This window comes from Pseudophaeobacter leonis (genome assembly GCF_002087335.1).
GTDB classification, from domain to species: domain Bacteria; phylum Pseudomonadota; class Alphaproteobacteria; order Rhodobacterales; family Rhodobacteraceae; genus Pseudophaeobacter; species Pseudophaeobacter leonis.
On record NZ_MWVJ01000022.1, the window covers coordinates 1 to 10979 of the forward strand.

The following is a 10979-nucleotide window of genomic DNA, read 5'->3' on the forward strand; positions in this document are numbered from 1 at the left end:
TGGTGCCCGGGGGCGGAATCGAACCACCGACACGAGGATTTTCAATCCACTGCTCTACCCCTGAGCTACCCGGGCACGGGAAAGGCTGTTCGCCTTGGGTGTGGGCCTTCTATGACGTCCATGCGACGGTGTCCAGAGGCTTTTTTAAAGAAACACACTAATGCCTGGTTGATGTCGGACTGGCTGCTTTTGCCGCCGCCTGCTCAGCTTCTTCCAATGCGTTTTCAATGTCTTCCGGGTCACTGCTCGGAACTGCGTAGCTGCCGTTCATCCATTTTGCCAAATCAATATCCGCGCAGCGCTTTGAGCAAAAAGGCCGGTGGGTGTGCTCTGTTGCGGCACCACAGATCGGGCAGCTCATGACAGCAGCTCCGACAGCACAACCCGGCCCCGTTTGCGTTGCAGCTCGAAATTGCCAAGGTTGGTCCAGCCCACCATAGTTGTCTCCTCACTGTCGGCGCGCAGGGCGGCGCGCAGCGCACTTTCAAAGGTGCTGCGATCCTTTTTTGGCATCGGAGCCAGGTCCAGAACCACCTGACCCGCAAGACCGCGCAGGCGCAGGGCGCGGGGCAAAAGCCTGGCACAGGCAATATTTGCCTTGGTTCCTGCCGCCAGAGAGGTGTCATTGCCAGTGTTTACATCCACCGCAATCAAGGCCCGCGTGGGCTCGATATACAGATAGCCGCCGCCAGGCAGGGGCTCCCGGATGCTCAGCCCCGTATCAAGCGCCTCGAGCACACCGTGGTGTTCGAAATCCCCGGGCGCGCGCAGCACCTCTGCGGGCTCGGACCACTCGCGCCAGGCCCGCAGATGCGGGTCATCGCCTTCGGTCAGAACCTCGGCGTCACCATCGGTGTCCGCCAGCACCTGAGCCGCCAGATCCGCCATGGCTTCGATATCTGCGGCCACATCATCAGCGTCGGCTCCGGCACAGGCAGAGCGCAGGATCATGCCATAGTCGGCGCCTTCCAGCACCCCATGCGCAACCTCCAGAAGGCGTTCGCGTTCTTCCTCGTCGCGGATCGTACGCGATATATTCAGACCGGGTGCGCCGGGCGTGGCAATGGCATAGCGGCTTTTGAACAGCAGTTTTTGCGTCACGGGGATGGCTTTGCCGGGCTCGGCGTAGCCGGTGACCTGCACCAAAAGCATCTGGCCGGGCGCCAGCCCCTTGACCTGCCGTAAAAAGGCGGGGCCGTCGGGAGTTGTGAGGAACATGCCGCCCTGACCTTTGTCGGGGCGGTCGGCGCGGGCGCGATAGATGGTGCCCGGCAGGGGGGCATCGCCATCGATAAGAAAGTCTTCAAGCTTGCCATCCACCATCAGGGCGGCGGCTTCACGGCCCTGGATGTGGTCCAGAATGATTGAGCGGCCCTTCATGCGGCAGCCTCCTTATAAAGCGTGCAGCCGGCGGCTTGCAGCATATTTGCGGTCTCAGCCAGGGGCAGGCCAACGATGCCGGTAAAGGAGCCGCTGATCCAGGGAATAAAGGCCCCGGCCGGACCCTGAATGGCATAGCCACCGGCCTTGCCCTGCCAGTCATTGCTGGCGAGATAGGCGTTGAGCTCTGCGTCTGACAGGCGTTTCATCTTGACCTGGCTCACCACCGAGCGCTCCCAAAGCCGGTCGCCGCGACGCACCGCAACCGCAGTGATCACCTGATGGCGGCGCCCTGCGAGAGCCAGCAAAAACTCAGCGGCCTGCCCGGCATCTGCAGGTTTTCCCAATATGCGACGGCCCAGCGCCACGGTGGTGTCGGCGCAAAGCACCACGTCCTCGGCATTGGCCGGAACGGCGGCGACTTTCTCGCGGGTCACCCGGACGCAGTAGGCGCGGGGCAGTTCATTTTTGAGAGGAGTCTCATCAATATCGGGGGGGCGTACAGCATCCGGGGTGATCCCCAGTTGCGCCAAAAGCTCCAGCCGTCGCGGGCTGCCTGATCCCAGAATGAACGCCATCTTTGGCTCTCCCCTTATGCATCCGCCCGGTCATAAGCGCCGTGCAGAAAAAACAAAAGCCCGGCACAAGAGCCGGGCTTTGGTTCAATTGGCGAATCAACTGCTTACTTAAAGCGATAGTTGATCCGGCCCTTGGTCAGGTCATAAGGTGTCATTTCCACCTGTACCCGGTCGCCAGCCAGAACACGGATGCGGTTTTTGCGCATCTTTCCTGCCGTATGTGCTATGATTTCATGGCCGTTTTCAAGCTCGACCCGAAACGTCGCATTCGGCAGGAGTTCCTTCACGACACCGGGAAATTCGAGCGTATCTTCCTTGGCCATGTTCTCTCCATCTTTGGACTACCCCGCCAGTCTGCGGGAACTGGCACTAAATGAGCCTATTTCCCCAATATTTCAAGGGCGCAATCACCGCTTGAGGCGAATTGTGGAGGTTTTTGTCCTCAGCTCCTGCTCTGCCCAATGGCTGCGGTTGCGCACCACACCATCTGCCCGAACATCGGCGATGGTTTGCAGGTCAACCTCGGCCAGGGTCCAGCCGGGCTGGTTGAGCGTGCCTTCGGCCAAAACCCCCGTTGCCGGAAACCCTGTGTCAGGTGGACCAAAGATTCCCCCGGTCCCAACATTGAGTTCCACCGACGTTGACCAGGGGGCGGCACCCACAATAGAGGACTGCACCGTCACACATTGGGTTTCCAGCGCGCGTGACATCGCACCAATCCGCACCCGCCAGTATCCGGCCAGGGCTCGGTACAAGAGGGCACCAGGATCACATCCGCCTCGGCAAGGGCGCGCCCCAACAGTGGAAACTCGCTGTCATAGCAGATCAGCACGGCAATCTTGCCAAGGGCCGTATCAAACAGTTTCAGCGGCCCGCCTGCGCCAATCTGCCAGGGGGAGCGCTCAAACATGGTCATGATCTGCTTGTCCTGATGATCCCGTGCCCCGCAAGGACTGTAGAATTCCGCACGGTTCACGGGCAGCTCATAGCCGGCCTCAACCGGGGCAGAGGCCCCTAAAATATGGACATTATGGGTGGCAGCAAGGCTTTGGTGCAGGGCCGCCACCTCTTCCATCCGCTCTGAGACGGCCCGGATTGAGGCCTGCAGGTCAGCGGCAACAGCCGCACCATCCAGGGTCGACAGCTCCATGGCGGCATATTCCGGAAAGACCAGCAGATCGGCGCCCTGGGCTGCGGCATCGCCAACCCAGGAGGCCAGCTTATCCTCATACTGCGCCCAGCTGTCGAGCCAATCGAGCGGATAGGCGGCGGTGGCAATTTTCATGACGGAACTCCTGAAGTGATAGTGATCCCAGTCTGACAAAGCCAGACTGACAAAGCCAGGCTGACAAAACCAGACTGCATACTAATAGGCGAATACTCCGGTGCCGCGCCTGCGCCGCGTCCTACTACAAATCGCGGATCCAGAATTGCAAAGGCTTGCGGCTTTCGAGTTGCGCGCCAAGATCTCTCCAAGAGAACTCCGCGATGGCATCTGTCAGGGGCGCATAGCCGCGTTTGCGCCAAAAGGGATCCAGCGGCGTATAGTCTTTTGGCCGCATGGGATGATCCGCCGGGCGCTGCACGCTGCAAAAGGCCGATTTTGTAAAACCACCGGCACGGGCATGCGATTCGCGGGCATCAAAAAATGCATGCCCCAGCCCCTGGCCCCGGTAGGCGGGCAACAGCACCGATTCGGCACAGTAAAACACCCTGTCTAGCGGGATATCCCGCCCCTGAAACGCCGCGGCAAAGTCGCTGGCGTGCTCTGCCAGCGGCGCGCCGGTTGAGGCTCCGACCAATTTGTCGCCGTCAAAGGCGCCCACCACAATGGCGCGGGCACTGTCGCGGTAGCGTTGCAGATAGCTGCTCTCATAGGCGAGATCGCCATCATAGAGATAGGGCCAGGCGCGAAAGACCTCTATCCGCAACCGCGCCACATCCTCCAGCTGCGCTGCGAGGGCGGCGCCGGTCAGGACCTCAACGCGCATCAGGCCGCGCCTGTTGCCCCGGCAACCTGCGCCATCCAGTCGGAGAGATTGTAGTATGTGGTGACACGGGTAATCTTGCCGTCCTGCAGCTCAAAGAACGAGCCTCCGGGCAGCTGGTAGGTCTGGCCATTGGCCTCGGGCAGTCCCTCGTCTGTCGTGAGATACTGGCCGTTGACGATGAACTCTGCCGCCGCGCGACTGCCATCTTCGCTCTCAAAGAGCACAAGTTCCGTCAGCTCTTCTTTGTAGCAGCGGCTCATATGGGCGCAGAACGCGGCGAACTGCCCCTTGCCGCGGCGGATTTTACCCTCGTTGACGTGATGGGCTACCTCATCAGCGAGGCAGTCCAGCATGGCCTGGGTGTCGCCAGCATTAAAGGCGGTAAAATAGCGGGCAATGGTGTCGATCTGGGTCATGTGATCTCCGTAGGCTCTCCCCAGCGGCTGGTCAGTTGCTGGATGATCTGGTCGCGGGTCTGGCGGTAGCTGTCCAGTTTGGCCTCACGGGTCTCACCCAACCCGGTGGGATCCATAATGGGCCAAATTCGACGTCTAGATGAAACACCCGCGTCAGCTCTAACGCGCGGCGCTGGCTGGCAGGTGACAGGGCAATAACCAGATCAAAGGACGACAGATCATCGCCCCATTGCTCCATCTCATCAAAAGAGCGGGACCGGTGGCGGGACAGCTCAACGTCGACCTCCTGACAGACCGCAATGCAAAAGCCGTCGATCTCGAGATCGTTCTTGACGCCCACAGATTGTACATAGGTGCCGGTACCATAGAATTTCTTCATGATCCCCTCGGCCATGGGCGAGCGGACCGCGTTATGGTCACAGCAGAACAATATGGACTGCGGCAACGGGGTCACGCATCAGCCTCCGAAATGCAGCACACAGATGAGCGTGAAGAGGCGGCGGGCTGTGTCGGTATCGACCTCCGCTTTGCCTTCAAGACGCTCTTGCAGCACCCGGCTGCCCTCGTTGTGAATGCCGCGCCGGGCCATGTCGATGGTTTCGATCTGGCTGGGCGGCAGGGTTTTTACGGCCGAGAAATAGCTCTCGCAGATCTGGTAGTAATCCTTCACCACCTGGCGAAACGGCGAGAGCGACAGGTGGAATTCCGCAGCCTTTTGCCCGGCTTCGGTTTCCAGATCAAACACCAGGCGTTTGTCGCGGATGGCCAGACCCAGATGATAGGGGCCCTCAACGGCTGCACGGTCCGGGCGGGACGGCAGGGAAAACGAGTTTTCCTCGATCAGATCAAAGATCGCCACCTTGCGCTCCTGCTCGATCTCCGCGGTAGGCGGCGGCAGGTTACGGTCGTCCAACTCGATTTGGCTGATGCGGCTCATGGGTTTTGATCTCTGTCGGCAAAAGGAACTTCCCCTGACTAGCGGATCAAGCCAGAGGCGGCAAGAAACACTGCTCAAATGTTTCTCAGATTAGCAAAGGCGCCCACATTTTTATCGCTCTATGGGCAAGCCCTCATGGCGTGACGCAAGGCCAGACCCTAGGCGTCAGAGTCGTTCAATCCCTCAAGACGGGCCGTGACTGACAGGCCATGCGCCTGCAGGCTTTCGCTTTTTGCCAGCACTTCGGCGGCAGGACCAATGGCGCGCAGGGCGGCTGGAGTCATCTGGCTCAGGGTGGTGCGTTTGACAAAATCCATCACCGACAGGCCTGATGAAAACCGGGCAGAGCGCGCGGTTGGCAGCACGTGGTTGGGGCCACCGACATAGTCGCCAATGGCCTCAGGCGTGTATTGCCCCAAAAAGATGGCGCCCGCGTGAATGGTTTTTGCGCTCAGGGCCACAGGATCCGCAACACAAAGCTCAAGATGCTCAGGTGCGATGCGGTTCGAAAGCTCCGCGGCCTCATCGAGGGAGTCTACGGTGATGATGGCACCAAAGTCACGCCAGCTGACGCCCGCAATGGTGCGCCGCTCCAGCGTTTGCAGCCGGGCCTCTACGGCGGCAGCGACCGCGCGGCCAAAATCGGCATCATCGGTGATCAGCAGCGACTGTGCACTTTCGTCATGCTCGGCCTGGCTCATCAGATCGAGAGCGATCCAGTCGGGGTTGTTGTCCTTGTCGGCAATCACCAGAATTTCAGAAGGCCCGGCGATCATGTCGATGCCAACCTTACCAAAGACCCGGCGTTTGGCTGCGGCCACAAAGGCATTGCCGGGGCCGGTGATCTTATCCACCGGCGCGATGCTCTCGGTGCCATAGGCCAGGGCGGCAATCGCCTGCGCGCCGCCGATGCGGTAGATCTCGGTGACACCAGACAGGCGCGCCGCCAGCAGCACCAGCGGGTTGATCACCCCATCCGGCGTCGGCACGGTGATTGCCAGACGCGCCACCCCCGCAACCTGGGCCGGAATCGCATTCATCAGCACCGAAGAGGGATAAGAGGCCAGCCCGCCCGGCACATAGAGCCCCGCTGCTGATACCGCAGACCAGCGCCAGCCCAATGTGGCGCCTGAGGCGTCCACCCACTGGGCATCCTCGGGCATCTGGCGGGCGTGATAGGCGCGGATGCGGTCTGCCGCCAGCGCAAGCGCTGCGCGCTCTTCAACCGAGACCATGGCAATGGCCGCATCGACCTCGGCCTCGGAAATCGCCAGCTGGTCAGCTGTCAGCTCAAGCCGGTCAAATTTGGCGGTCAGCTCGATCACCGCCGCATCGCCGCGCGCGCGCACATCGGCAATGATGGCGGCGACGGTTGCATCGACATCCGGGCTGTCCTCGCGTTTGGCGCTCAACAGGGCGGCAAAGGCAGTTTCAAAATCTGCGTCAGATGTATCAAGGAAAACGGGCATATCGGCTCTCTCCGGCTGTTAGTGCGGACATATCGCCCCCAGGGCGCTGCGACAAGCGCTAGCGCTCCGCCTGCAACACTTTGCGCATCACATGGCCCTGAAGACCAAAATGCGCGCTCAGGCCTTGGCCACCAGATTTCCAACCCTGTGCCTGATGAAAGCCAAGCGCGGCCCCGGTCGAAACCAGAAAAATGCCGGTGAAAAGACCCGAAACATGCTGGGACAAAGCCTGCGCAAGACCACGCTTGTTCTGTATGCTTTGGATCAGCCCTCTATCTGCCTCCTAGTCGCCGTGTGCCGGTGATTGTTTAGCGGCGGCCACATAGGGGCGGGTCACATCGCGCAGACTGACCTCCAGTGCCTCCGCCTTCAGACGAAGACTGCCGTCGCCCGCCAGCGTCAGCAGCAGATGGCCCGCGCCATCCTCTGAGGGCTCAAAACTGATTGAGAGCAAGGACATAATGAGCTCTTTATCATGGCGATCAATGCCCTGTGAGGCCACGCCCAGCACCATATCGATCACCAGCAGAGACTGCACGCGCTCAAAGGGGCGTCCGCGCTTTTCGGCACTGGGTTTGTCCTCCCAGCGAAACCGGTTAAGCAACAGCGCAAAGCGGCGTTCCTTTGGTCGCCAGCTCATCTCGCTGACGGGAAACACCGCATCCTGCACCAGGGTTGAGATCACCTCCAAATCCTCGGAGCTAAAAGCGCCGAGGTTCAAAGGGGCCTCGCGGCCATCGTGAAAACTGGCGTCAGACATGATCACCCTCCCCTTACACGCTCGATCTGGGCGCCAACGCCAGAGAATTTGCGCACCACCTGTTCGTAGCCACGATCCAGATGATACACCCGGCTGACCAGAGTTTCGCCTTCTGCCGCAAGACCTGCAAGGATCAAAGACACCGAAGCACGCAGATCCGTGGCCATAACGGGGGCGCCTTTCAGGCGGCTCACGCCGGTCACGGTCGCATGACCGCCGTGCACGTCAACCTTGGCTCCCATGCGGATCAGCTCAGGCGCGTGCATAAAGCGGTTCTCAAAGATCTTTTCTTCCAGCACACTGGTGCCATCAGCGGTGCACATCAGGGCCATCATCTGCGCCTGCAGATCGGTGGGAAAGCCGGGGAAGGGCTCGGTGGTGACATTGACCGCTTTTACACGATCGCCGCGCCGCTTTACCAGCAGCCCCGCCTTGGTCTCGGTGACCTCAACACCCGCCTCATCCAGCTTTTCGACAAAGGCACCGATCAGATCAAGGCGACCACCCAGCAGTTCGACCTCGCCGCCGCAGATCGCCGGGGCCAGCATATAGGTGCCCAGTTCAATCCGGTCTGTGACCACCGGATGGGTGGCGCCATGCAGCCGGTCAACGCCCTCGATGGTGATGGCATGGGTGCCCGCGCCCTCGATATGAGCGCCCATTTTTGTCAGGCAGTCTGCCAGATCAACGATCTCGGGCTCGCGCGCGGCGTTTTTGATCACCGTGGTGCCTTTGGCCAAGGTGGCGGCCATCATGATGTTTTCGGTAGCGCCCACCGAGGCAAAGCTCAGCTCGATCACCGCGCCTTTCAGGCCCCGCGGCGCTTTGGCGTGCAGATAGCCCTCTTTCAGCTCAATCTCGGCACCAAGCGCTTGCAACCCATGAATGTGCAGATCCATTGGCCGGGCGCCAATGGCACACCCGCCCGGCAGCGAGACCACCGCCTGCCCCAGACGCGCCAGCATTGCCCCAAGCACCAGATTGGAGCCCGCATCTTGCGCACGATCGCATAGTCGGCCACGTGGTTGTCGATGTTATGGCTCGAAAGCGCCTGGACCTGACCGTCCTGCAGGCTTGAGACCTCGGCCCCGAGAGACTGCAGCAGTTCGGTCATGGTCTTGATGTCGCTCAGGCGCGGCGCATTGGTCAGCGTCAGCGGCTCTTCGCTGAGCAGGGTTGCCGGCATCAGGGTGAGGCAGGCGTTTTTTGCACCCGCAATTGGGATCTGCCCCTTAAGCGGACCGCCGCCTTTTACCAAAATCGAATCCATGTGCCTCTACCTTTCCGACTCTTCGGTCGTTGTGTCCTGTTTCACTGCGCGCGCCTTTGCCTGCGCCTTGCGACGCGCCATATTGGCTTTCAACGAGGCTTTGAGCCGGTCTTCTCGATGAGAGGAGATTTGGCCCGATTTCTGTGGTTTTTTTTCTGCCATGAACCTTCTGTAACTTAGTGTGAAAAAACCGTCCAGAAGCTCTTGCGCCCTTCAGCGTTTATCCCTAAAAGCCCCTTCACCGGCGCTGCTGTAGCTCAGAGGTAGAGCACTCCCTTGGTAAGGGAGAGGTCGAGAGTTCGATTCTCTCCAGCAGCACCAGTAAATACCCCCTTATCTTATTGAAATAACATCACTTTTATAGGGCGGTATTTGGGTAAAAACGCAAAACCTTTAAAATTCATATTCATACTTTTAATGTTTATTCCCTGTGATTTCCCAACGTTTCTGTGAAAAATCCGTGAACCCCTCCGGCCACATGACCAAAATATAAAAACCGATTCGTCAAACCTTACCCGTGGCGGGCGCAGGCATCGGTCAAAACCCAATCATCAGTGATCCGGGCAACCAACTTGCCAACCTCGCCCGGCAGATCCTCTTGCGCGCCGTTGTTGTTGATCACCCAACCGGCATCAAGAGCGCTCAATTCCATTGAACCACCGGGCTCAGGCGGCAGGCGGCGCGAGGCATCAACCCAAACGACCAAATCAAAGACGTGCCGGGATTTCTCAAACTCAGCCCGCGAGCGCATCCCGGTATAGATGTCATTCGCCTCAAGAATTTGCTCTGCAAGCATCTTGCCAGGGCGCAAATTGTAAGCCCGGATTGCATGAAACCAAAGCTCACGGTGCGCGTGCCTATCCGCATAGGCCGCGCGCCAGTCGGGATAGAGATCAGCCACCAGCGGGAACACCGCCTTTTGAGCAGCAAACTCAGAGCTGGAAACGCTGCGCATCCCGTATTGATCGCGCAGGATGTCGCCAACGCTATCCTTGCCGTGTTCCCCGTGCCCGATAATCAAAAGCCGCATTGAGCCGCCAAGATCGAACACGTAAGGCGAGACTCCAGAGCCATCACAAACCTTGCCCTCATCAATCCCAAGGTGCGCCCAATCCAGCACGCCGAAACCCTTGCAGCGCGAGCATTTAGAATTTCCCATCGCAAACCCCCTCAACAATCTCATTGAATTTCCAGCGCACCCCAAGCGCATCAGCGCGGGATTGCAGCCCGGCAAACATGTCGCGCCAATCGGCGCGGGCGCGCACATAGTCAGGGCGATGCGTCACCGCCCAAAGATAAGCGTCAAGACCATCGCAGAGGTGCAAAAACGCCCTGTCACGCGCGCTCAAGACGTGCGCCGGGATGTCAAAGCCCATCGCGCTCAACGCATCACCCTCAAGCCCCTCAACAGCGGCATAAAGATCCGGGTTTTTCCGCTTGACCGGCGAGGCGAGATCACCAACCGCATTCGCACCCAAGTCATGCGTGATGGCAGCGCGTAAAAGCTCAACCGTGGCATCGGGGATGAATTGCAGGATCAGGATTGCGACCCGGCAAGAATGCCCATCAACACGATCCCCAGCCGCGCAGAAAGCCGGATTTGTATGCCAGCGGTGCGTTGAGCCCGCGAGCCAGGGCGATGGCTGGCGCTGCGCTGAGGTCGGGGCGCGCCCGGTGAGCCGCAACAGGCGCGCCGTGACCCGCGATAGGATGCCCGCAAGCCAATTTGCGCGCGCCCCGGCGAAAATCGCGGACATCATGCCCGCCACCGCGCGCAGGGCGTTTGCGTTATCAGGGTGCGCTTGCCATTGGCATAGGTGACAACGTGCGAGCGCTGCCAGCTTGACGGGCTGTTATTGTATCCCTGATCAAGATCACCAGACATCCCGGCGATATAGACGCCATCAAGGATTTGCGGCGAATGCTTGTCAGCAATCGTGAGCCGCGTGCCCATCTTAGCGAGACCAACAGCCGTGCCGCGCGACCCATTGGGGCCTTGATGCCCGTGCATCCCGCATTCAATGCCCCCGCTATCTTGGCAGATCACGAATGAGCCGCCCATTGGCACGAAATCAATGCCCTCAAGCTCACGTGCATCCTCATTTTTGAGAGCCCAACGGCAGAGGTTGAACCCCTCAACGCCCTCACGGCTCGACCGGAAAGAGGGAAAGGTTGCAC

General features: G+C 60.0%; 13 protein-coding genes, 2 tRNA genes and 3 pseudogenes. 1 reads left to right on the forward strand and 17 read right to left on the reverse strand.

All coding sequences use genetic code 11. The features are described from left to right. The 14 genes and pseudogenes from B4968_RS07000 to murA all read right to left on the reverse strand — a co-directional run bounded on the left by B4968_RS07000 (position 1) and on the right by murA (position 8801). Positions 1-75, reverse strand: a tRNA-Phe gene (locus B4968_RS07000). An 82-nt stretch (positions 76-157) separates the two neighbouring features. Next, complete coding sequence (locus B4968_RS07005) at positions 158-361, reverse strand: DNA gyrase inhibitor YacG (protein ID WP_083097750.1); 204 nt, start codon at positions 359-361, stop codon at positions 158-160. Further along, on the reverse strand, positions 358-1380 hold the full coding sequence (locus B4968_RS07010) for a ribonuclease E/G (protein ID WP_083097752.1): 1023 nt from the start codon (positions 1378-1380) through the stop codon (positions 358-360). Before B4968_RS07010 ends, B4968_RS07005 begins: the two co-directional genes overlap by 4 nt. After that, on the reverse strand, positions 1377-1958 hold the full coding sequence (locus tag B4968_RS07015; RefSeq protein WP_083097754.1) for a Maf family protein: 582 nt from the start codon (positions 1956-1958) through the stop codon (positions 1377-1379). The genes B4968_RS07010 and B4968_RS07015 overlap by 4 nt, the downstream gene beginning before the upstream one ends. Before the next feature lie 104 nt (positions 1959-2062). Continuing rightward, positions 2063-2281 (reverse strand): translation initiation factor IF-1, encoded by a 219-nt coding sequence (infA, locus tag B4968_RS07020; protein WP_005620785.1) that lies wholly within the window; start codon positions 2279-2281, stop codon positions 2063-2065. An 84-nt stretch (positions 2282-2365) separates the two neighbouring features. After that, positions 2366-3243: pseudogene (locus tag B4968_RS07025) on the reverse strand (carbon-nitrogen hydrolase family protein). 124 nt (positions 3244-3367) lie between these two features. Beyond that, positions 3368-3949: a GNAT family N-acetyltransferase gene (locus B4968_RS07030; RefSeq protein ID WP_083097757.1), complete on the reverse strand. Its 582-nt coding sequence runs from the start codon at positions 3947-3949 to the stop codon at positions 3368-3370. Further along, on the reverse strand, positions 3949-4365 hold the full coding sequence (locus B4968_RS07035) for a ketosteroid isomerase-related protein (RefSeq protein WP_083097759.1): 417 nt from the start codon (positions 4363-4365) through the stop codon (positions 3949-3951). Before B4968_RS07035 ends, B4968_RS07030 begins: the two co-directional genes overlap by 1 nt. After that, a pseudogene (locus tag B4968_RS07040) lies at positions 4362-4819 on the reverse strand (arsenate-mycothiol transferase ArsC). The gene B4968_RS07035 and the pseudogene B4968_RS07040 overlap by 4 nt, the downstream one beginning before the upstream one ends. Before the next feature lie 3 nt (positions 4820-4822). Continuing rightward, the gene (locus tag B4968_RS07045) at positions 4823-5302 is read right to left on the reverse strand and encodes a UPF0262 family protein (protein WP_083097762.1); all 480 of its coding nucleotides are present in this window, start codon (positions 5300-5302) and stop codon (positions 4823-4825) included. A 158-nt stretch (positions 5303-5460) separates the two neighbouring features. Continuing rightward, positions 5461-6771, reverse strand: coding sequence for a histidinol dehydrogenase (gene hisD / locus B4968_RS07050; RefSeq protein ID WP_083097764.1), 1311 nt, complete (start codon positions 6769-6771; stop codon positions 5461-5463). A 58-nt stretch (positions 6772-6829) separates the two neighbouring features. Further along, complete coding sequence (locus B4968_RS23450; RefSeq protein WP_161492551.1) at positions 6830-6997, reverse strand: hypothetical protein; 168 nt, start codon at positions 6995-6997, stop codon at positions 6830-6832. Between the two features lie 57 nt (positions 6998-7054). Beyond that, positions 7055-7531 (reverse strand): DUF2948 family protein, encoded by a 477-nt coding sequence (locus B4968_RS07055; protein ID WP_083097766.1) that lies wholly within the window; start codon positions 7529-7531, stop codon positions 7055-7057. 2 nt (positions 7532-7533) lie between these two features. Beyond that, positions 7534-8801 (reverse strand): annotated as a pseudogene (gene murA, locus B4968_RS07060) (UDP-N-acetylglucosamine 1-carboxyvinyltransferase). A gap of 246 nt (positions 8802-9047) precedes the next feature. On the opposite strand from murA, the gene B4968_RS07065 reads away from it, so the two are divergent. Beyond that, positions 9048-9122 (forward strand) — tRNA-Thr (locus tag B4968_RS07065). Positions 9123-9312: 190 nt separating this feature from the next. Here the strand turns inward: B4968_RS07065 and B4968_RS07070 are convergent. The 3 genes from B4968_RS07070 to B4968_RS23455 form a co-directional block, all read right to left on the reverse strand. Further along, positions 9313-9960, reverse strand: coding sequence for a hypothetical protein (locus B4968_RS07070; RefSeq protein ID WP_083097768.1), 648 nt, complete (start codon positions 9958-9960; stop codon positions 9313-9315). Beyond that, complete coding sequence (locus tag B4968_RS07075) at positions 9947-10561, reverse strand: HD domain-containing protein (protein ID WP_139792622.1); 615 nt, start codon at positions 10559-10561, stop codon at positions 9947-9949. The genes B4968_RS07070 and B4968_RS07075 overlap by 14 nt, the downstream gene beginning before the upstream one ends. Further along, positions 10558-10979: hypothetical protein (locus B4968_RS23455; RefSeq protein WP_206601078.1), on the reverse strand; the 422-nt coding region annotated here is incomplete at its 5' end. The genes B4968_RS23455 and B4968_RS07075, both read right to left, overlap by 4 nt.

What these genes read in the sequence shown, in the direction of transcription:
- B4968_RS07005 (WP_083097750.1), bottom strand. Translation starts at nt 361, where the DNA reads ATGAGCTGCCCGATCTGTGGTGCCGCAACAGAGCACACCCACCGGCCT.
- B4968_RS07010 (WP_083097752.1), bottom strand. Translation starts at nt 1,380, where the DNA reads ATGAAGGGCCGCTCAATCATTCTGGACCACATCCAGGGCCGTGAAGCC.
- B4968_RS07015 (WP_083097754.1), bottom strand. Translation starts at nt 1,958, where the DNA reads ATGGCGTTCATTCTGGGATCAGGCAGCCCGCGACGGCTGGAGCTTTTG.
- infA (WP_005620785.1), bottom strand. Translation starts at nt 2,281, where the DNA reads ATGGCCAAGGAAGATACGCTCGAATTTCCCGGTGTCGTGAAGGAACTC.
- B4968_RS07030 (WP_083097757.1), bottom strand. Translation starts at nt 3,949, where the DNA reads ATGCGCGTTGAGGTCCTGACCGGCGCCGCCCTCGCAGCGCAGCTGGAG.
- B4968_RS07035 (WP_083097759.1), bottom strand. Translation starts at nt 4,365, where the DNA reads ATGACCCAGATCGACACCATTGCCCGCTATTTTACCGCCTTTAATGCT.
- B4968_RS07045 (WP_083097762.1), bottom strand. Translation starts at nt 5,302, where the DNA reads ATGAGCCGCATCAGCCAAATCGAGTTGGACGACCGTAACCTGCCGCCG.
- hisD (WP_083097764.1), bottom strand. Translation starts at nt 6,771, where the DNA reads ATGCCCGTTTTCCTTGATACATCTGACGCAGATTTTGAAACTGCCTTT.
- B4968_RS07055 (WP_083097766.1), bottom strand. Translation starts at nt 7,531, where the DNA reads ATGTCTGACGCCAGTTTTCACGATGGCCGCGAGGCCCCTTTGAACCTC.
- B4968_RS07070 (WP_083097768.1), bottom strand. Translation starts at nt 9,960, where the DNA reads ATGGGAAATTCTAAATGCTCGCGCTGCAAGGGTTTCGGCGTGCTGGAT.
- B4968_RS07075 (WP_139792622.1), bottom strand. Translation starts at nt 10,561, where the DNA reads ATGATGTCCGCGATTTTCGCCGGGGCGCGCGCAAATTGGCTTGCGGGC.